Source organism: Nocardia sp. NPDC051832 (genome assembly GCF_040681285.1).
In the GTDB taxonomy this organism is placed as follows: Bacteria; Actinomycetota; Actinomycetes; order Mycobacteriales; family Mycobacteriaceae; genus Nocardia.
The window spans coordinates 1,363,805-1,382,762 of sequence record NZ_JBFAYL010000002.1 but is presented as its reverse complement, the minus strand read 5'-3'; the positions used below and the strand labels follow the sequence as shown (position 1 = coordinate 1,382,762).

The window sequence follows — 18,958 nt, the reverse complement described above, 5'->3', positions numbered from 1 at the left end:
GGAATTCGTAATGTTTTCTAGTCGAGCGCGAGCCCGGAAACAATCTGCTCGACGACGCCGCGAACCACCACCGTGTCGGCGGCGACGTCCTCGGAATGGGCGAGAATCCGGGCGCACTCGTCGAGCGCTCCCACGATGACCAGCGCCAGCGGGCGCACCGGCTGGCGGCGCACCTGGTTCGCGTCGATGGCCGCGGTCAGCGCGTCTTCCACCAGGCGGGTGGTGTGCCGGCCTTGAATCTCGCGCCATAGTGGCCAGCCCAGCACGGCGGGCCCGTCCAGCAGCGCGATGCGCTGCACGTCCGGCGCGGTCGAGGCTTGCAGGCAGGCCAGGCAGCCCACGAGGAGCCCGGCGAGCGGGTCGGGAGCTCGAGCCTGTCCGACAGCGTCGTTGATCATGCCGACCACGCTGCGTTCCAGATCTTCGAAGACCGCTTCGAACAGGTCGCGCTTGTCGGCGAACTGGTGGTAGAGCGCGCCGCGACTGACGCCCGCGGCCGCCGCGACGGCGATCGTGCTCACCGCGCCGTACCCGTGCTCGCCGAACAGTTCTCGCCCGGCGCGGATCACGGCGGCGCGGGTCGAGGCCGAGCGTTCGGCTTGGGTGCGGCGGTCTGCGTTCATGGCGACGTCGAAGTCTATTGCACCCCTTGACCGTAAACAGCGCCGTGACGGAACATACAGTCAGACTGTTTGTATATTGGGAGGATTCCGAGATGTCCGAAGCCACCAGAGACCTGTTCGAGCGCTACCACGCCTGCTGGGCCGACCGCGATCCCGACCGCATCGCCGAGCTGCACGCCGCCGATTCGATCTTCCATCTGCATTCCGGCAGCAAGCCCGCTCGTGGCCGCGACGAGATCCGCGCCGCCGCCGCGGCCAACTTCGCCCTGGTCCCCGACCTGACCTTCCATCTGGTCAACCTGCGCGTCGGCGACGATTTCTGGACCGTCCAGTGGACGCTGTCGGGCACCTCGGTGGCCGGAAACGTGGTCGACGTGGACATCATGGATCTGGTGCTGGTCGCCGACGGCGAGGTGCTCGAAAAGCACACCTACGTCGACGGGGTGGCCATGCAGGCAGCGCTGACCCCACCGGCTAGCGCCTAGCCGGAAAAGCCACCGGTAGCAGGTGCGTCGTGCCTGCTACCGGGCGGTCACCCCGCCCACGATCAGATCGGTCAGCGCCGCGACCGCGACCGATGCGGTGATCCGCCCCGAATTCAGCTCCGCGGCTATCGCTTCGGCCGCCCCGAGCACGCCGACGCAGCGCAGCCGGAGCTCCTCGATCCCGAGATCCGAATGCCGCCGCAGCGCGTCGGCCATCAACGCGGTGTAGGCGTCGAGCATCTCCCGCTGGCTCAGCTCCATTTCGCGGCTCCCCTTCAGCGCGGCCGAGATCGCGGTGAATTCCGGCATGTCGGTGGCGCACGCGAAGTACGCGGCACTCATGACGCCGGCGACCTCCCCCGGGCTCCCGCCCGCGTTCCGCAACGCCTGCTCCGTCGCCGAGCGATGCCGCTCCTCGAGCCGCTGATACAGCGCGAACAACAGGCCGGGCCGAGTGCCGAAGTGGTCGTACACGATCGGCCTGCTGACCCCGGCGGCCTCGGCCAGGGTCTGCAAGGTCAGCTCATCGGTGCTGCGGCCGCGCACGATCGCCATGGCGGTATCCAGCAACTGTTCGCGCCGCGCCTGCTTGGACAGGCGCTGCGATGGTGTGGGCATCGATCCTCCTTGCGCTCTCGCCCAAGTTTAGCTACAAAATGTAGGTTACAAAATGTAGCTTATTGGTCATGCGAGAGGACACACCGTGGAGCAGTCGAAATCAGTTCTGATCATGGGCGGTTCGGGCCAAGCAGGTTCGGATACGGCCGCCCTCCTGCGCCGGTGGCATCCGGGGCTGCCGCTGACCATCGCGGGCCGGAATCTCGAGCGCGCACAGCGCGTCGCCGACCGGCTCGGCACCGCCGACGCGGTGACCATCGATCTGGCCCGCGCCGATCTCGGCCTACCCCGCGACCGCGACTACTCGGCGGTGGTGGCGACGGTCTGGGACAACCGCCTCAACGGCCTGGGCTACGCGCAAGCCCACGGGCTCCCCTACCTCAGCATCTCCAGCGGCCTGCTCGATATCGCGCCGGAGGTCGTCGCGGGCGCCCACCAGGCGAACGCGGCCCCGATTCTGGTCGCCAGCCACTACCTCGCCGGTCTCGGCGTCGTCGCGACTCTGCACGCGGCCCGCGCCTTCGCCCGCATCGATTCCGTCCGGATCGGCGCGGTACTGGACGAATTGGATGCGGGTGGACCCGCGGGCCTGGCGGACCTGGAGCGCTGGGCCACCGTCACCGCGGCGGGATTGGTCCGCCGGGACGGCGTTTTCACCTGGATCTCCGAATCCGAGGCGCAGACCGAAGTGGCGGGCCTCGACGGCACCCCGCTGTCCGCCCAGAGCGTCGGCATTCTCGACGTACCGAGTCTCGCGCTCGCGACGGGCGCACCAAACGTCCGATTCGACCTGGCGATCGGCGAATCCGCAGGCAGACGCCACGGCGCCGCCGCGTCCACCGAGCTCCGCATCGACCTGGAAGGCGCCGATCCAGAAGGTGCGCCGTTGGCGACCACGCACCACCTCTCGCACCCCGCAGGCCAGCGCCCATTGACCGCGCTCGCCATCGCGTTGGGTGTCGAGCGGATGCTCGGCCTGCGGGGTGAGGCGCTGGCGCCTGGCATCCATACTCCCGAGGGACTGCACGATCCGGCTTACGCAGTGGAGCGGATAACCGAGATCGGGGGCATGTTCGTCGGAGCCTGAGGCACCTCGGCCGGGGCGGTGCCAAGTTAGGTTTGACTACCCTAATTACGACGGGTAGCGTTCCCGGCGCCGCACCGTCCCCGCCGTCCGCGAAGGAAGTTGTCATGAGGAAAATCGCCGGATTGCTTGCCGCCCTGACTCTTGCCGGTCTGCTCACCGTCGGCACCGCGACCCCCGCGCTCGCGGACCGCTCGGTCCGGGACGCGACTGTCGCGGACCTCTACCTCCGGGACGCGGATCCGTCGCTGGATGCGATCGCGGGGCAGTTCGCGGCGCTCTGGAACCCGAATCTGCCGATGAGCGCGAAGGAAGAGGTCAGCTACCACGGCGCCTCGGTCGGCCCGGCACTGCAGGGCATCCTGTCCCAGGGCGGGGTCTACGACTTCCTCTCCATCCAATTGCGCGGGACGTCGAAGAGCATCACCGGCAACACCATGACCGCGAACATGTCCGGTGTGATGGCGGGCTTCCCCGCGTCGAGCGGGACCTACACCTACATCCGCGAGGACGGCCTGTGGAAGGTCGACTGGAAGGCCACCTGCGCGGGCATGGGCGGCTGCACCGGCAACCCCGACTTCGGCTACTGACCCGTTGCCGACGACCCGCTCGCCGATGATCAGCGTTTCCGGCATCTCCAAACGATTCGGCGACAAGGTCGCTGTGAGCGATGTCAGCTTCGAGGCCGCCGGCGGCTCGATCACCTATCTGCTCGGGCCCAACGGCGCCGGGAAGTCCACGACCATGCGCATGATCGCCGGGCTGACCACCCCGGACACGGGCACAGTGCGCATCAATGAACAGCCACTCCGCAAGCTCTCCGACACCATGCGGGAGGTTCGATTCAACCTCGACACCTTCGCGCGGAACCCGAAACACACGGCGAAGCAACACCTGACGTGGCAGGCCCGCCTCGGCGGGATTCCGACGAGCGAAGTCGGCGACGTGCTCGCGCGAGTGGGCCTGTCCGACGTCCAGAACCGTCTGGTCGGCCGTTTCTCGCTCGGCATGCTGCAGCGGCTCGGCATCGCCGGCGCACTGCTCGGCGATCCGCGAACCATCGTGCTCGACGAGCCGGACAACGGCCTCGACGTCGACGGAATCCTCTGGCTCCGTGAGCTGCTGACCGGACTCGCCCGGCAGGGTCGGACACTGCTGGTCGCTTCGCACAATCTGACCGAGGTCGAGATCACCGCCGACCGGATCGTCATCATGGGCCGCGGGCGAGTTCTGTCCGACACCGACCGCGACGAAGCAGTAGCGCTCGGCTCGGGCCCGCGCCGACTCGAATCCGCCTACCTGGCGGTCACGCGCGGCAGTGTCGAATACGCGGGTACCAGCGAGGGGAAACAGTGCGGACCGTAGTGGATCTGGGCCGCGCGGTCCGCAGCGAACTCGCGAAACTGTCCTGGCGCAGCCCGGTCTGGCTCGCGATCGTACCGATCGCCGTCCTACTGCCGATCGCCCTGAACGCGAGCCTGGCGATAGCGACTCAGATGAACAAGGTCAACGGAACCGGCGGCATGGACACCAACAACGCCGGCTACTGGGTCATGATCTTCTCGACGATCATCCTGATGTCGGCGGGCGTCGCCTCCCTGAGCAACGAGTTCAAGTACGCGACAGCGGAATTGGCGTACGGCGCGCAGACTCGGCGCTGGCTGCTGCCGACGGCGAAGCTCATCGTGTTCGGACTGATCGCCGCGGCCGCCACCCTGATCGCCGTGCTCGTTCTCCTCGCGGCCTTTCCAACCCTGTTTCCCACGGTGTGGGGTCGCGTCGAGCTGACCTCAGCACCTGGCCTCCGTTTGCTCTGGGCCCTGCCGGTTTTCGCGTTCTTCGTCAGCGCCCTCGGCATCGGCCTGGCGGGCCTGATCCCACGACCGGGCGTCGTGGTCGGCGTGGTCCTGTTGTGGAAGTTCGGCATCGAAGCCTTCTCCGCGATGCTGCCGGTACGGATCAGCAACGTCGTTCAACAGTGGATGCCGTTCAAGAACGGCGAATTGGGTGCGGGCCAGTATCCGACGATCCGTCCGATCTTCGGCGGCGCCAACGGCTCCCTCGCGTACTTCGCCCTCATCGCGGCAGTGTTCTTCGTGCTGGGCACTGTGCGTCTTTCCCGACGCGACCTCACCACCGACTGATCGATACCTCTTCTTGCACGGCCCGAATTCTTGCGCGGCCCGAAGAGTGAGTGTACAGTCACTCACATGACTAAGCGCGGCGCAACACTCTCCACCTCGGAGGCCCGGCGGGACGTCGTCGTCGACGCCGCCATCGCCGAGTTCGCCCGGACCGGCTATCACGGCACGCCGATCAACAGCGTCGCCGCGAAAGCCGAGATCTCACCGGCCTACGTGTTCAAGCTGTTCCCCGGCAAGGTAGCCCTGTTCGTCGCCGCGCTCGACCGCTGCTTCGAGCTGGTGGAACGCGCGCTGTCCGCCGGGGCCGCCCGCGCCCACGGCGCCGACCCGGAGCGGATCCTGCACGAGATGGGCGGCGCGTACGCCGAACTCATCACCGACCAGAGTCTGCTGATGCTTCAGGTGCACGCACTGTCGGCGGCCGATATCCCCGAGATTTCCGAGGCGATGCGCCGGGGGCTCGCCCGGGTCACCGAGTTCGCCAAGGCGCGCTCCGGCGCGCCGGACAGCGCGGTGCAGCGGTTCATCGCCTTCGGTCAGCTCTGCCACTTGATCACCACCCTCGAACTCGACGGGGACGACAGCGACTGGGCCGCCGTGCTCACCGCGGGCATTCGCCACCCGAACGCGCACTGATTCAGTGAGTAGCCCCCGTGCGGGGCACTCTTTTTACCCAACGAGTGATTGACCAGTCACACACTAGGAGAAGATCATGTCCACCACCGCCAACAGCACCGCCGTCGAGATCGTCCTGCCCGGGCGGGTGGAGCCGGACGGGCTGCTCGTCACGCACCGCGACATGCCCGCTCCCGGCCCGGGGCAGGCCTTGATCCGGGTCGAGGCGTCGGGCGTCTCGTTCGCGGAGCAGCAGATGCGCCGCGGGAAGTACTATGACCAGCCGCCCTTCCCCTTCGTTCCCGGCTACGACCTCGTCGGCACGGTGCTCGAGGTGGGCCCTGGAGCAGACCCGGCACTGGTCGGGCGCAGCGTCGCCGCGCTCACCAAGATCGGCGGTTGGAGCAGCCACGTCGTGCTCGATGCCGCGGATCTCGTCCGGGTCCCGGCCGCCCTCGACCCCGCCGAGGCGGAAACCTTTGTCGTCAACGGGATCACGGCCTGGCAGATGATGTATCGGACCGCCCGGGTGCGGGCCGGGCAGACGATTCTGGTGCACGGCGCCAACGGCGGGGTCGGCTCCACCTTGGTTCAGCTCGCCCGGGCCGCCGGGATTCGCGTCATCGGCACCGCGTCGGCGCGGCACGCGGCGGCCGTCGAAGCCCTCGGCGCGACCGCCGTCGACTACCGCGGTGATGTGGCGCAACAGGTCCGAGCACTCGCACCGGCCGGCGTGGACGCCGTGTTCGACCATGTGGGCGGGCCCGGCATCGTGGATTCGTTCGGACTGCTCGCACCGGGCGGCACGCTGGTCTCCTACGGCACCGCCTCGACGAAGAACGACGAGGGGAATTCCCGGCTGCCCGTGCTGAAGCTGTTCGCGCGGCTGTTGTGGTGGAACATGCTGCCCAACAAGCGGAACGCACACTTCTACAACCTATGGGCCGGGAAGCGCAATCTCACGCGGTTCCGCAACCGGATCACCGAGGACCTCGGCGCGGTGTTCGACCTCGCGGCCGCCGGCACGCTGCACGCCCAGGTCGCCGCGCGAATTCCGTTGACGCAGGCCGCACGCGCGCTGGAGCTCGCCGAGTCCGGAACCGTCACCGGCAAGGTCGTGATCGTTCCCGACGCCCGGTCTTGACCGAATCGGCTCGGCCTCAAGGGGTCTCGGCCAGTTGCTGGAGAATCCAGTCCCGGACCGCCCCGTCACGGGGCAGGCCCTGGTGCGACACCGGGGCCGGATTCAGTTCCTGCGCGAACAGATTTGTCACGCCGGGTTCGTCGATGAAGGACGCGGTCCCGGGCGGCGTGCTGACCGTGTCGTCACGGGTGGCGAGCACCGCGTAGCGGACCCCGGGCTGGGCGATCGGACCGGAGGCCAGGGCGTTCATGAACGCGGAGCCCGTTTCCAGGTCCGCGCAGGCGGCGCAAAAGAGCGGCAGCACAGCGGAATCGAGGGCGCCTCGCAGGCCGGGCACCGCGTCGGCCAGGCCCACGACGCCACCCAGGCTCGTGCCGTGCGAGACCGGCGCGAGCAGGATCGCCGAGCGCACCCTGGCCGCCTGGCCGAGGACCTTCGCGTAGTACGCGGCGATGGTTCCGCCTTGCGAATGGCCCACGATATCCACCTGCTCGGCCCCGGTGGCGGCCCGCACCCGCGAAATGTATTCCGCCACTTCCGTTGCCGACCGCGCGACCGGGGCGAGGCCGCCCAGGCCGAGCAGGGAGCCAGTGACGCCGTAGGTCGGCGCGTACGCACAGAATCCGGCCGAACGTAGCTGCGGAGCCAGCTCGTTCCAGGCGGCGGCATCGTCCATGGTGCCGTGCAACAGGACCACCGGAACCCGGTGCGCGGCAGCCGGTGTGCAGGTACCGATGTCGGCGGGAGCCGCGGCGGCCGGGACGGTCGATAACGCGCACGCCGCCGCGATGGCCGCCGTCACCGTGCGGAGCCGCCGTGCGGTCATGCGGTGGGCACCCCCAGGATTCGCACCCGCTCGGCGAAGTCGGCGTAACCGATGCCACCGGTCCCCGACCACAACTGCTGGGCCATGATCGGAAGCCGTTCCCGCACCGGCCCGATCATCTGCTGCTCGGTCATCGCGGTCGGATCATCGCACCACACATGCAGTTTCGATCCGAGCAGCCGCGCACGCTGGTCTGGGCGCAGCCGGGCGCCGGTCACGAAAAGCCCCGGGTCCCACGCGTAGAGCAGCCCCGTCGGCGCGTTCATCGGGGCTGCGTAGCCGCCCGAGGCCCAATAGGTCGGGGTGAACGCGGAGTTGCTGAGCACGTAGCCCTGATCGGCCAGCTGTTCGGGGCCGTTGTCGTTGCCGGCCCACGGCAGCAGGCCGCCGCCACCGGTCCAATGGTCGACGATGATCGAGGTGTCCACCGGAAGGCTTGTGCCACGCGGGATTCCGTCGTTCCAGAGGCGGGCGGTCCGGCCGTAGGAACGCACGATGCCGTTTGCCCAATTCACGTGGTGCGCCACCAGGTCCGCCCCGCCTGCCTCCGGACCGAGCCGGGCCCGCGCGGCGGCGGTGAGCTGCGGATAGCGGCTGAAGTCGGACACATATTCGTCGCCGCCGAGGTGGAAGTAGCGGCCGGGGAACATCGGCACGAATTCGTGCAGCAGATCCTCGAGGAGCTGACCGGCGCCGGGATGCGACAGGTCCAGCCGGCCTTCGGCGGTGCCGGCCAGCAGTCCGTCGGTAACCGCGTCGACAAGACCGGTGGCGGCCGGATGCAGAACCATCTCCGGGTACGGTGCGAGGATGGCGTTCATATGCCCCGGGAATCCGATCTCGGGAATCACCTCGATACCGAAATCCGCGGCATAGGAAAGGATCTCGGTCAGATCGGCGCGGCTGTAGTGCTGCGCCGAGGTGATCTCGGGCCGGCTGCTGCTTTCCAGCCGGAAACCGAAACGGTCCGAAAGGTGCAGTTGCAGCAGGTTCATCCGATAAAAGGCCATCTCGCGGATGCGCTGCTTGATCCAGTCCACGCTGAGGAATTGCCGGCCCACATCGAGCAGCAGCCCGCGCTCGGTGAAGTCCGGCCAGTCCGTGGCGACTCCGCCGGGCAGTGTGGCCGAACGCGAGAACCATTGCAGGAGAGTCTGCGTCGCATGCGTGAGGCCCTGCCGAGTGCGGGCGTGCAGGGTCACGACGTCGCCGATGTCGATGCGATAGGACTCCGGTTCGGGCGGGCCCGCGGCGTCGACGCGCAGCACCACATCGCCGGGCCGCGCGGGTCCCGAGGCCACCGCGACGGCGCGGCCGCCTCGGGCGAGATCACCGGCCAGCAGCTGTGCCACGGCCGCGGCGGCACCGGAAGCCACGATGCGGGTATCCGCGGTGCGTGTGAATTGCCCGGGGCCGCCATCGAATCGGCGAATACTGGGCACCGTCACCGGCACGGCGGAGGCAGCTGCCGCCGGGACCGGTGTTGCCCCCAGGGCCAGCACCGGCAACGTCAGCGCCAGCAGCGAACGCCGGTTCACGCGCCACTCGCCGGAAGGTCCACGGTGGACGGCGCGGCGAAAGTCACGGTGCTGCCCAGCGGCGTGGAGCTCTGGAACGGAATCGGATCCTGCGAGGTGACGGTGAGCGAAAGCCGGTGCCCAGGCGCGATATTCCAGTAGGTGGGCGCGAGATCCCACGCCATCGTGGCCGGTACGCCCGGGGCCAATCCGCGCCGGGTGAGCGGCCAATAGCTGATCGCCTTGCCGGTGCCGTCGGGCGCTTCGTCGTACAGGATGCCGATCAGGGTCAGATCCGTACTCGCCGGAATCACCGTGAGATTCAGGCGCGGGTGTCCGGAGACCACACCGCCGCCGGCGAACGGGGCGCTGCGCCACACTCCCGCCATGGTGCGGTCGATGCCGCCGATCGGAATCGATGGCGCCGCCCCGAGCTGCGCCAGTGTTCCGGTCAGGTAGGGCACGGCCGCTACGGCGATGGTCGGCGCGGAAACCGTTGACTGCACCCAGCTTTCGGCCGGATCCGCGCCCATGACACCGGCGGCGGGCGCGGACAGCGGCAGCGAGCGCACGGCCCGCGCGGCGGCGGCGACCGAAGCGAAGTGCACGTAAGGGCCTGTATTGGCCGGTTCCATCGTCACCACGGGCTCGTTCTCGATCCCGTTGGCCGCGCCGTTGGTGTAGTGATCGAGCCAGCGCAGCGCGGCATCCCAGATCGGATTGGGCAGCCCCGCTACCTGACCCGGACCGCCGCCGGTCGAATGGTCGCCCGGTTGCAGGAACAGCTTCTTGGGTCCGGTGAGCTGATCGAACAGCGAGTACACCGGGTCCACCGGGAGCAGGCTGTCCTGCCAGTCGTGCGCGAGGAAGACCGCGGTGCCGTTGGCGTTGAGCGCGGGCACCGCACGGGCCAGCAACCGCGCGGCGGGCAGGGAATCGAAAGCGCCGCCCCGGCCACGCAGGATGGTGTCGAGCCCGCGCGCGGTGAGATCGGGGCTGAACCGGTTGGTCGCCGCACCCGCGAGGGCAAGCGCGACGGGGCCACCGGTTTTCGGAGTGCCGTTGGGCGCGAGCGCTTCGGCCGGGTCGCCCGGCGGCGAGTCGGCGACCAGCGCCTTGATCCGCGGATCGTGCGCCGCGCCGATGATCGCCATGCCCGCACCGTAGGAACCGCCCGCGATGGCGATGCGGTCCGGATCGACGTGCAAGGTCGCGATGGCCCAGTCGATGATCGCCGAGACATCGGCGGCGTCGTTCGCACCCAGGATGTCGACCTCACCCTCGGACAGGTACATGCCACGCGCGGTGTACTCGATCGAGACGAAATCCGCTCCGCTGGACAGTTTGTAGGCCGAACCGAGGCTGCCCATGGCCGGCATGCCCCACCCGGAAGGCTGGAGCACCAGCGGATGTTTGCGCGCCCCGAAATCGGCGGGCGCGGTGATGACTGCGTTGAGCCGGACGCCACCGGCGCCGGGAATGAACAGCGTGGTGGCCTGGCCGCCCGGAATCGGGACGGCGGTCACCGGCGCGGCGCCCAGGGTGGCTCCGGCGGCGATGAGGGTGGCGGCGGCCAGAACGCTCGCCAGTCGCTTCGACATCGAAACTCCCTAGTGGCCGAGCAGATTCGCGAGGGCGAGTCCGAGATTGTGCAGGAGCGACAGCGGCGACATCAGGAGATAGCCCAGGAGTGTGCCGACCAAATCGGGAGCTGGAAGTTGGTGCATGCGGTCAGTCCTACCCATCGCCGAGGCCGAGATAGGTACGCGTTCGTACCCATCTCGCACACACGCTAGCTGACCGTTTGTGCTTTATAAATGATTAAACCGATCATCAACAATCATCGGATCAATTGCCGGGGCGGCACAGATCTTGATCCGAACCCTCGACTAGCCGCCCTATCTCGAATAATGCGTAAACCAAATGGCAATTTCGGGACATGCCATGGGCTGCGGCATCTTTCGGCCACCAGCCGAAACGCGGTATGTGTCAGTCGACGAGGCGCACCGCGTAGGGCATGATTCCGCCTTCGCGTACCGAAGTCACCTTGACGACGTCGCCGGACTGCGGGGCCTCCACCATCTGGCCGTCGCCCAGATACAGGGCGACGTGCGCGGAACCGTTGGCGCCCCAGAACACCATGTCGCCGCGCTGCCGTTCCTCGACGGGAACCCTTGTGCCCATGGTGTATTGGTAGCCGCTGTAGTGCGGCAGCGAGAGGCCGATGCCCGCGAAGGCGTAGATCATCAGCCCGGAGCAGTCGAAGCCGACCTTCTCGAAGTCGCCGTGCGCGTCGGCCACGCCGCCGTCCCGGATGCCGAGGGTGGGCCCGTTCTCGTCGCCGCCGCCCCACGCGTAGATGACGCCGAGCTGGGACAGCGCACGGTCCACCACGGTCTCGATCGCCGCGGCGCCCCGCACCGAGGGCTGGGACGGGCGGGTCTTGCTGCGGCGCGGCTTGCCGTCGTCGTCGACGGAGGTGTGCGGGCGGCGGCCTTCGGCGAGCGCCGCGGCGCGATCCAGCGCGTCCTGGTCGCCGCCGGCGCGGGCGCGCGCTTCGGCGGCGGCCTGGCGCATGGCGGTCTCCTCGGCCTGGCGGCGCTCGTCCCACGCCACGAAAGCCTGGCGCTGATCTTGCAGGCCGGCGACATTCGTCCGGGCCTGCTCCAGCCGGGCCTGGGCGGCGGAACGGTCGCGCTGCAACTGATCCCGCCGGGCGGTCTGCTGTTCCAGCTCGGCCTTGGCGGCGGCGACGGCCTGCTCGGCGGCGAGCTTCGCCTGCTCGGCGGCGGCCGCCGCGGCGTCGGCCTCGGCCTTCGCCTGGCGGGCAACGGAGTTCTTGTTGCCCAGCCCGATCTGGGCGCGCCGTAGCTCGGTGAGCATCTGCTGCCGGTTCTTGGTGACCAGGCCGATGATCTGCGAGCGGTCGATGGCGTCACCGGGGCTGCGCGCCCCCAGATGACTGAGCATGGAATCCATGCCGGGCCGGGTGTAGGCCTGCGTGGCGAAGCTGTCGAAATTCTTCCGGGCTTCGTCGACTTCGCCTGCGGCGGTGGCCAATTCATCCTGGGTCTGCTGCACCCGCGCGGCGGCCGCGTCGGCGGCTTCGCGGGCGACCTGGAGGTCGACCAGCGCCTTGTTGACCGCTTCGCGCCGGGCCGCCACCGCGGCGTCCAGTTCCTGGAGCTGCTGATCGGCCGCGGCGACCTCGTTGATCAGCGCGCCGACCTCGCCGACCCGCGCCTCGACCTGCGCGCCCGCCTCGGCGATCTGCCCGTCGCTGGGATTGGGTGGAGCGGGCGGGACGGCTCTGCCCGGGCCCGCCGTCGCGAAGACCACCGCGCAGATCAGCAACCCGAGGGCGACCGAAATGGGGCGTCGTTGGACCGGGTCGCCGTTCCTGCGCATCGCACCTCCATGGATCCGAAATCCAGCCTGGCGATAATGAGCTCACAGGAACCGTACGACACTTCAGTCACTAAAGAAACTCTAGTAACAGAATCACACCGAAGTAATTTGCCCTGGTCAGCGCCCTAGCCAACCCAAGAAGGGGAGAAACGACGAGAAAGAGACCGACCGTTTGGAAAATTACTGCGGAGCCGAACCGGACACCGGCGCCGCACCCTCCGATTCCGAACTCCGGCGCCGCGACTTCAGCAGATAGAGCCCGCCGATACCCAGCACGGTGCCCGCGAGCAACACGCTGGTGATCCCTGTCCAGGACAGGTCGTAGCCGGACTCCAACCGGTCGACGAAGATCTGCGCCGCCTCCGCGGTGTGCCCGCCACCCTTGTATTTGGCGGCGTCCTCGGCCCATTCGAGCCGCACCCGGCTGATCGAATCGCTGTAGGTGCCCAGCCAGTCGTCACTGAAGACCACGACCGTGCCGTGCTCGCTCTTGCCGACCTCGGTCGCCAGGTCACGTAGGCTCGAGTCGTGTCCGGGATTGCCTGGAACCACCACAATGCTGAGCTCGATCCCCTGGGACCGGGCGTCCGCCGCGATGGCCGCGAGTTGCGGCATCGGCTTGTTCGTCAGATTGGCGACATGATCGTCCGCGAGATCAGGAATGATGACACTCCTGATGGTCTTATCGGTGACGGGCGGCGGCAGTTCCGCGGCCATGGGTCGGAAAACCGATGTGTGCGAGACGGTCATCTTCCATCCGGTCTGTCGAGCCGCATCGGCAGGCGAGGCGACGGGCATCCATCACTACGGGGTGCACTCACCCCGAATAGCTCGAAAGCACAGTACGCGAGGCAGTCTCGCATTGGTGGCGCGACGCCCGCCAACCGGCCACCCCCTGGGCCCCCGGCGTTTCACAGGACAAGCGTACTGTTAAGCTCAGGCATGCGAGGAACCCGCACCTTACGGGGTGGGAATCCTCCAAAAACGTAGGCCGACGGCACAGCCCCGCCGACGGCCACCCTCACAGACGAGTGGAGCTGACGTGACGAAGAGTATCGATACTTTCGGCGCCAAGGGCACCCTCGAGGTCGGAAGCAACTCCTACGAGATCTTCCGTCTCTCGGCCGTGCCGGGCACCGAGAAACTCCCCTACGCCCTGAAGGTCCTCGCGGAGAACCTGCTACGCACCGAGGACGGTGCGAACATCACCGCCGACCACGTGCGCGCGATCGCGAACTGGGACCCCAACGCCCAGCCCGACACCGAGATCCAGTTCACTCCGGCCCGCGTGATCATGCAGGACTTCACCGGCGTGCCCTGCATCGTCGACCTCGCCACCATGCGTGAGGCCGTCACCACCCTCGGCGGCGACCCGTCCAAGGTCAACCCGCTCTCCCCCGCCGACATGGTCATCGACCACTCGGTCATCCTCGACGTGTTCGGCCGCGCCGACGCCCTCGAGCGCAACGTCGACCTGGAGTACGAGCGCAACGGCGAGCGTTACCAGTTCCTGCGCTGGGGCCAGGGCGCCTTCGACGACTTCAAGGTCGTCCCGCCGGGCGTCGGCATCGTGCACCAGGTCAACATCGAATACCTCGCGCCGACCGTCATGGTCCGCAACGGCCAGGCCTACCCCGACACCTGTGTCGGCACCGACTCGCACACCACCATGGTCAACGGCCTGGGCGTGCTGGGCTGGGGCGTCGGCGGCATCGAGGCCGAGGCCGCGATGCTGGGCCAGCCGGTCTCCATGCTGATCCCGCGCGTCGTCGGCTTCAAGCTGACCGGTGAGATCAAGCCCGGCGTCACCGCCACCGACGTGGTGCTCACCGTCACCGACATGCTGCGCAAGCACGGCGTGGTCGGCAAGTTCGTCGAGTTCTACGGCAAGGGCGTCGCCGAGGTGCCGCTGGCCAACCGCGCCACCCTGGGCAACATGAGCCCCGAGTTCGGTTCCACCGCGGCGATCTTCCCGATCGACGAGGAGACCATCAACTACCTGCGCCTGACCGGCCGCACCGACGAGCAGCTCGCGCTGGTCGAGGCCTACGCCAAGGAGCAGGGCCTGTGGCACGACGCGGACAACGAGCCCGCGTACTCGGAGTACCTGGAGCTGGACCTGAGCACCGTGGTGCCGTCCATCGCCGGCCCGAAGCGCCCGCAGGACCGGATTCTGCTGTCGGACAGCAAGACCGCGTTCCGCAAGGACATCCACAACTACACCAACGACGCGGAGTCCGGCCCGGCCGCGGCCACCCCGCACACCCACCTGGACGAGGCCATCGAGGAGTCCTTCCCGGCTTCCGATCCGGCCGTGCTGTCCTTCGCCGACGACGACGCGGTGCTCATCCCCTCCGCCGCCAACGGCAATGTCGGCCGTCCGACCAAGCCGGTCAAGGTCTCCGATCCGGAGCGCGGTGACTTCGTCCTGGATCACGGCGCCGTCGTGGTCGCGGGCATCACCTCCTGCACCAACACCTCCAACCCGTCGGTCATGCTGGGCGCGGCCCTGCTGGCCCGCAACGCGGTGGAGAAGGGCCTGGCCTCCAAGCCGTGGGTGAAGACCAACATGGCCCCGGGCTCGCAGGTCGTCTCGGACTACTACGAGAAGGCCGGCCTGTGGCCGTACCTGGAGAAGCTGGGCTTCTACGTGGGCGGTTACGGCTGCACCACCTGCATCGGCAACACCGGCCCGCTGCCGGAGGAGATCTCCAAGGCGATCAACGACAACGACCTCTCGGTCACCGCGGTGCTCTCGGGCAACCGTAACTTCGAGGGCCGCATCTCCCCCGACGTGAAGATGAACTACCTGGCCTCCCCGCCGCTGGTCATCGCCTACGCGCTCGCGGGCACCATGGACTTCGACTTCGAGACCGACGCCCTGGGTCAGGACACCGACGGCAACGACGTCTTCCTGAAGGACATCTGGCCGTCGCCGCAGGAGATCGACGACACCATCAAGTCCGCGATCAGCCGGGACATGTTCACCAACTCCTACGCCACCGTCTTCGAGGGCGACGAGCGCTGGAAGGGCCTGAGCACCCCGGAGGGCGACACCTTCGCGTGGGACGAGAACTCGACCTACGTCCGCAAGGCGCCGTACTTCGACGGCATGGAAATGGAGCCGGCTCCGGTCGAGGACATCAAGGGCGCGCGCGTGCTCGCGCTGCTGGGCGACTCGGTCACCACCGACCACATCTCCCCGGCCGGTCCGATCAAGCCGGGCACCCCGGCCGCGCAGTACCTGGACTCGCACGGCGTGGAGCGCAAGGACTACAACTCCCTGGGCTCGCGTCGCGGTAACCACGAGGTCATGATTCGCGGCACCTTCGCCAACATCCGGCTGCGCAACCAGCTCCTGGACGACGTCTCGGGTGGTTACACCCGCGACTTCACCCAGGACGGCGGCCCGCAGGCCTTCATCTACGACGCCTCGCAGAACTACCAGGCCGCGGGCATCCCGCTGGTCGTGCTGGGCGGCAAGGAGTACGGCTCGGGTTCCTCGCGTGACTGGGCCGCCAAGGGCACCAGCCTGCTGGGCGTCAAGGCCGTCATCGTCGAGTCCTTCGAGCGCATCCACCGCTCGAACCTGATCGGCATGGGCGTTGTCCCGCTGCAGTTCCCGGCCGGCGAGTCGGCCGCGTCGCTGAAGCTGGACGGCACCGAAACCTTCGACATCGAGGGCATCACCAAGCTGAACGAGGGTGTGACTCCGAAGACCATGAAGGTGACCGCTACCAAGGAGAACGGTGAGAAGATCACCTTCGACGCGGTGGTCCGGATCGACACCCCCGGTGAGGCCGACTACTACCGCAACGGCGGCATCCTGCAGTACGTGCTGCGCAACATGATTCGCGGCTAGTCCTGTAGCTCGGCTCGAAAGTTAGGTCCGCGCACCGCACTTCCTGCATGAACGCAGCGTGCGGTGCGCGGACCTCTCCGCATCAACGCTTTTCGGCACTGCCCGCTCAGCCCGGAGGAGTCCGCCCATGCCCAAGGTCAGCGACGATCACCTTGTCGCCCGGCGCAACCAGATCCTCGACGGCGCCCGCCGCTGCTTCGGCGAGTACGGCTACGACGGCGCCACCGTGCGCCGCCTGGAAGAGGCCATCGGCCTGTCCCGCGGGGCGATCTTCCATCACTTCCGCGACAAGGACGCGCTGTTCTTCGCGCTCGCGCAAGAGGACGCCGAGCGCATGGCCGACGTCGCCGCCAATCAGGGCCTGGTGCAGGTCATGCGGGACATGCTCGCCCATCCCGAGGAATTCACCTGGCTCGGAACGCGTCTGGAGATCGCCAGACGCCTGCGGACCGACCCCGATTTCAGAGCCGGCTGGACGCAGCGCTCCGCCGAACTCACCGCCGCCACGCTGGCCCGCCTGGAACGCCGTAAGGCCGCCGGGGCGCTGCGCGACGACGTCCCCACCGATGTGCTCCTGGGCTATCTGGACCTGGTCCTGGACGGCCTGATCGCCCGTATCGCCTCGGGCCATACCAACGAGAACCTCTCCGCCGTTCTCGATCTCGTCGAGGCTTCGGTCCGCCGCAAGGACTGACACCACCGGATTCCCCTCGTTCTGGCATTGCCGCGAGTTCTTCTGTATCGTTTTAGTAGAACGATTTACTAGATCGATACAGACAGGTTCCCCGCATGCCCCCCAAGGCGACCATGAAGTCCGTGGCAACGGCCGTGGGCGTGTCGATGTCGACGGTGTCGAACGCGTACAACAAGCCGGAACAGCTCTCGCACGCCCTGCGCGAGCGGATCTTCAGCGCGGCCCGCGAGCTCGGATACTCCGGGCCGGACGCGGCCGCGCGCACGCTGCGCGGCAGGCGTGCCGGTGCGATCGGGTTGCTGCTCACCGAGGAGCTGTCCTACGCGTTCTCCGATCCGTTCGCGGTCGGGCTGCTCGCCGGGCTCAGCGAGGTCGCCGAGCGGACCCGCACCGGGCTGCTGCTCATTCCGCTGCCGCGGTTCGAGCCCGGAGCCGACGAGGAGGCCATCCGGGAGTCGGTCGAGACGGTGCGCAATGCCGTGGTCGACGGCGTCGCCGCCTACTGTGTCGATGCCAATCATCCTGCGCTCGAGGTGATTTCGAGTCGCGGACTGCCGTTCGCGCATTCCGACGACGACTTTCCCGGGCGGCGGGTGGTGATCGACGAGCTGACCGCCACGCACGCGGTCGGCACACACCTGGCCGAACTCGGCCATACCGAGGTGGCGATGGTCGTGGACTCCGGGCGAGCGGCGGTCGCGGCGGGTGAAATCACCGATCTCTCGGCGCTTTACAACAACGCGCAGTTGCGGGTGCAGGGCGTCCGCGAGGGTTTGGGCGCTGCGGCGAAGTTGACCGTTGTCACCGGCGGTCACAACTCGGTCGAATCCGGAATCGCCGCGGCCGAACTGATATTGGACCGCCGCGATCCGCCGACCGCGATCGCCGCCGGGGGTGACGTGCTCGCGCTCGGCGTCCTGGAAGCGATGCGCCGCCGCGGCTTGATCCCGGGCCGCGATATCTCGGTCACCGGATTCGACGACATCCCGGCCGCCGAGAACGCGGGCCTGACCACGGTCCGTCAGCCGATCCGGAGCAAAGGGCAACTGCTCGGTCGCATGCTGCTGGATCCGACCTACACCGAAGAACGCGTCGTGCTGCCCACGGAGCTGATCATCCGATCCAGCACCGGCCCGGCCCGCCGCCTGCCCACCGGAAAGGAATAATCATGCATCCCATCGCCGCCGGCCAGGCCGTCAACGCGGTACGGGCCCAAGCCAATTCGGCGCTACCCGACGCCCCGGTTCGCCCCGACCCGCCCCCGCGCACACCACACCTGCGAATCCGGGTGGCGGCACTGCTGCGCGCCTCCGCGCAGCACACCGCCCGGCTGGCCGACCGGCTCGACCACGCCCCCGCCCACCTGGCGCATCGCTAGCCGGTCAGGTCGTACTTCATGAACACGTCGGCCCGGGAGTAGGGGCTCTGCCGCAGGCTGCCCGGCGGCACATGCACGAACCCGACCGACTCGTACAGGTGCACGGCGTTGGCCAGCCGCTTGTTGCTCTCCAGGTACAGGGTGCTCGCGCCCTGCGCGCGGGCGTAGTCGATCGCCGCCGCGAGCACCAGACGTCCGATCCCGCGGCCGCGCTGGCGCGGCGCGACGCCCATCTTCGAGATCTCGTAGACGCCGTGGCCCTCGGGCACGACCGCGCCGCAACCCACGATGTCGTCCCCGTCGCGGGCGATCAGCACCTGCCCGCCCTTCGCGACGATCTCGGTCTCCGGATGGTCGAGCAGATGCGAGTCGGCGGCTTCGAGCGAGAAGTAGGCGCGGATCCACTCCTCGTTGATCTCCTTGAAGGCGCGGGCGTCGGCGGGCGTGCGCATGGGTTCCACGACGATGGCGCCGCGCTGGTCTGGGGCGAGGGATTCGGTTGACTGAGGCACTCGACCAGCATGCTCCGCCCCGAGCCATAACGTCCAATACTTGATACG

19 protein-coding genes are annotated in these 18,958 nt (G+C 68.2%); 11 read left to right on the top strand and 8 right to left on the bottom strand.

Annotated elements, in window-relative coordinates; all coding sequences use genetic code 11:
* Positions 1-17 precede the first annotated feature (17 nt).
* Positions 18-623, bottom strand: coding sequence for a TetR/AcrR family transcriptional regulator (locus tag AB0M14_RS16265; RefSeq protein WP_364994896.1), 606 nt, complete (start codon positions 621-623; stop codon positions 18-20).
* 92 nt (positions 624-715) lie between these two features.
* Between AB0M14_RS16265 and AB0M14_RS16260 the strand changes: the two genes are divergently transcribed.
* On the top strand, positions 716-1,108 hold the full coding sequence (locus tag AB0M14_RS16260) for a nuclear transport factor 2 family protein (protein ID WP_364994893.1): 393 nt from the start codon (positions 716-718) through the stop codon (positions 1,106-1,108).
* 36 nt (positions 1,109-1,144) lie between these two features.
* Here AB0M14_RS16260 and AB0M14_RS16255 read toward each other — a convergent pair whose 3' ends face one another.
* Positions 1,145-1,726 carry a TetR/AcrR family transcriptional regulator gene (locus AB0M14_RS16255; RefSeq protein WP_364994890.1) on the bottom strand — a complete coding sequence of 194 codons (582 nt, stop codon included), beginning with the start codon at positions 1,724-1,726 and terminating at the stop codon, positions 1,145-1,147.
* An 85-nt stretch (positions 1,727-1,811) separates the two neighbouring features.
* Between AB0M14_RS16255 and AB0M14_RS16250 the strand changes: the two genes are divergently transcribed.
* The 6 genes from AB0M14_RS16250 (at position 1,812) to AB0M14_RS16225 (ending at position 6,713) form a co-directional block, all read left to right on the top strand.
* Positions 1,812-2,813 (top strand): saccharopine dehydrogenase, encoded by a 1,002-nt coding sequence (locus AB0M14_RS16250; protein WP_364994888.1) that lies wholly within the window; start codon positions 1,812-1,814, stop codon positions 2,811-2,813.
* A 104-nt stretch (positions 2,814-2,917) separates the two neighbouring features.
* Positions 2,918-3,400, top strand: a complete 483-nt coding sequence (locus AB0M14_RS16245; RefSeq protein ID WP_364994886.1) for a hypothetical protein — start codon at positions 2,918-2,920, stop codon at positions 3,398-3,400.
* Positions 3,401-3,425: 25 nt separating this feature from the next.
* A complete protein-coding gene (locus AB0M14_RS16240) occupies positions 3,426-4,175 on the top strand; it encodes an ATP-binding cassette domain-containing protein (protein WP_364994883.1) in 750 nt (249 codons plus the stop codon).
* Positions 4,163-4,954: an ABC transporter permease gene (locus AB0M14_RS16235; RefSeq protein WP_364994880.1), complete on the top strand. Its 792-nt coding sequence runs from the start codon at positions 4,163-4,165 to the stop codon at positions 4,952-4,954. The genes AB0M14_RS16240 and AB0M14_RS16235 overlap by 13 nt, the downstream gene beginning before the upstream one ends.
* A 66-nt stretch (positions 4,955-5,020) precedes the next feature.
* A complete protein-coding gene (locus AB0M14_RS16230; protein ID WP_364994878.1) occupies positions 5,021-5,590 on the top strand; it encodes a TetR/AcrR family transcriptional regulator in 570 nt (189 codons plus the stop codon).
* Between the two features lie 76 nt (positions 5,591-5,666).
* A complete protein-coding gene (locus AB0M14_RS16225) occupies positions 5,667-6,713 on the top strand; it encodes a medium chain dehydrogenase/reductase family protein (RefSeq protein ID WP_364994876.1) in 1,047 nt (348 codons plus the stop codon).
* Between the two features lie 16 nt (positions 6,714-6,729).
* On the opposite strand, the gene AB0M14_RS16220 is transcribed toward AB0M14_RS16225, so the two are convergent.
* The 5 genes from AB0M14_RS16220 to AB0M14_RS16200 all read right to left on the bottom strand — a co-directional run bounded on the left by AB0M14_RS16220 (position 6,730) and on the right by AB0M14_RS16200 (position 13,181).
* Positions 6,730-7,539: an alpha/beta fold hydrolase gene (locus AB0M14_RS16220; protein WP_364994874.1), complete on the bottom strand. Its 810-nt coding sequence runs from the start codon at positions 7,537-7,539 to the stop codon at positions 6,730-6,732.
* Entirely contained in the window at positions 7,536-9,077 is a 1,542-nt protein-coding gene (locus tag AB0M14_RS16215; protein ID WP_364994872.1) for a glycoside hydrolase family 20 protein, read from the bottom strand. Before AB0M14_RS16215 ends, AB0M14_RS16220 begins: the two co-directional genes overlap by 4 nt.
* The gene (locus AB0M14_RS16210; protein ID WP_364994870.1) at positions 9,074-10,657 is read right to left on the bottom strand and encodes a CocE/NonD family hydrolase; all 1,584 of its coding nucleotides are present in this window, start codon (positions 10,655-10,657) and stop codon (positions 9,074-9,076) included. Before AB0M14_RS16210 ends, AB0M14_RS16215 begins: the two co-directional genes overlap by 4 nt.
* Before the next feature lie 388 nt (positions 10,658-11,045).
* A complete protein-coding gene (locus AB0M14_RS16205) occupies positions 11,046-12,464 on the bottom strand; it encodes an NlpC/P60 family protein (protein WP_364994867.1) in 1,419 nt (472 codons plus the stop codon).
* Between the two features lie 180 nt (positions 12,465-12,644).
* The gene (locus AB0M14_RS16200; RefSeq protein WP_364994865.1) at positions 12,645-13,181 is read right to left on the bottom strand and encodes a DUF6676 family protein; all 537 of its coding nucleotides are present in this window, start codon (positions 13,179-13,181) and stop codon (positions 12,645-12,647) included.
* Between the two features lie 325 nt (positions 13,182-13,506).
* Between AB0M14_RS16200 and AB0M14_RS16195 the strand changes: the two genes are divergently transcribed.
* The 4 genes from AB0M14_RS16195 (at position 13,507) to AB0M14_RS16180 (ending at position 18,398) form a co-directional block, all read left to right on the top strand.
* Positions 13,507-16,326 (top strand): aconitate hydratase, encoded by a 2,820-nt coding sequence (locus AB0M14_RS16195; protein WP_364994861.1) that lies wholly within the window; start codon positions 13,507-13,509, stop codon positions 16,324-16,326.
* A gap of 127 nt (positions 16,327-16,453) precedes the next feature.
* Positions 16,454-17,020, top strand: coding sequence for a helix-turn-helix domain-containing protein (locus tag AB0M14_RS16190; protein WP_364994858.1), 567 nt, complete (start codon positions 16,454-16,456; stop codon positions 17,018-17,020).
* 95 nt (positions 17,021-17,115) lie between these two features.
* Positions 17,116-18,186, top strand: a complete 1,071-nt coding sequence (locus AB0M14_RS16185; RefSeq protein WP_364994856.1) for a LacI family DNA-binding transcriptional regulator — start codon at positions 17,116-17,118, stop codon at positions 18,184-18,186.
* A 2-nt stretch (positions 18,187-18,188) separates the two neighbouring features.
* A complete protein-coding gene (locus AB0M14_RS16180) occupies positions 18,189-18,398 on the top strand; it encodes a hypothetical protein (protein WP_364994853.1) in 210 nt (69 codons plus the stop codon).
* Here the strand turns inward: AB0M14_RS16180 and AB0M14_RS16175 are convergent.
* Positions 18,395-18,910, bottom strand: coding sequence for a GNAT family N-acetyltransferase (locus tag AB0M14_RS16175; protein ID WP_364994850.1), 516 nt, complete (start codon positions 18,908-18,910; stop codon positions 18,395-18,397). The two genes, AB0M14_RS16180 and AB0M14_RS16175, sit on opposite strands and share 4 nt — an antisense overlap.
* Between the last annotated feature and the right edge of the window lie 48 nt (positions 18,911-18,958).

Excerpts from the sequence above, each read along its gene's own strand:
- AB0M14_RS16210 (WP_364994870.1), bottom strand. The coding sequence starts at position 10,657 with ATGTCGAAGCGACTGGCGAGCGTTCTGGCCGCCGCCACCCTCATCGCC.
- AB0M14_RS16245 (WP_364994886.1), top strand. The coding sequence starts at position 2,918 with ATGAGGAAAATCGCCGGATTGCTTGCCGCCCTGACTCTTGCCGGTCTG.
- AB0M14_RS16205 (WP_364994867.1), bottom strand. The coding sequence starts at position 12,464 with ATGCGCAGGAACGGCGACCCGGTCCAACGACGCCCCATTTCGGTCGCC.
- AB0M14_RS16190 (WP_364994858.1), top strand. The coding sequence starts at position 16,454 with ATGCCCAAGGTCAGCGACGATCACCTTGTCGCCCGGCGCAACCAGATC.
- AB0M14_RS16185 (WP_364994856.1), top strand. The coding sequence starts at position 17,116 with ATGCCCCCCAAGGCGACCATGAAGTCCGTGGCAACGGCCGTGGGCGTG.
- AB0M14_RS16260 (WP_364994893.1), top strand. The coding sequence starts at position 716 with ATGTCCGAAGCCACCAGAGACCTGTTCGAGCGCTACCACGCCTGCTGG.
- AB0M14_RS16230 (WP_364994878.1), top strand. The coding sequence starts at position 5,021 with ATGACTAAGCGCGGCGCAACACTCTCCACCTCGGAGGCCCGGCGGGAC.
- AB0M14_RS16225 (WP_364994876.1), top strand. The coding sequence starts at position 5,667 with ATGTCCACCACCGCCAACAGCACCGCCGTCGAGATCGTCCTGCCCGGG.
- AB0M14_RS16240 (WP_364994883.1), top strand. The coding sequence starts at position 3,426 with ATGATCAGCGTTTCCGGCATCTCCAAACGATTCGGCGACAAGGTCGCT.
- AB0M14_RS16220 (WP_364994874.1), bottom strand. The coding sequence starts at position 7,539 with ATGACCGCACGGCGGCTCCGCACGGTGACGGCGGCCATCGCGGCGGCG.
- AB0M14_RS16180 (WP_364994853.1), top strand. The coding sequence starts at position 18,189 with ATGCATCCCATCGCCGCCGGCCAGGCCGTCAACGCGGTACGGGCCCAA.
- AB0M14_RS16265 (WP_364994896.1), bottom strand. The coding sequence starts at position 623 with ATGAACGCAGACCGCCGCACCCAAGCCGAACGCTCGGCCTCGACCCGC.
- AB0M14_RS16255 (WP_364994890.1), bottom strand. The coding sequence starts at position 1,726 with ATGCCCACACCATCGCAGCGCCTGTCCAAGCAGGCGCGGCGCGAACAG.
- AB0M14_RS16200 (WP_364994865.1), bottom strand. The coding sequence starts at position 13,181 with ATGGCCGCGGAACTGCCGCCGCCCGTCACCGATAAGACCATCAGGAGT.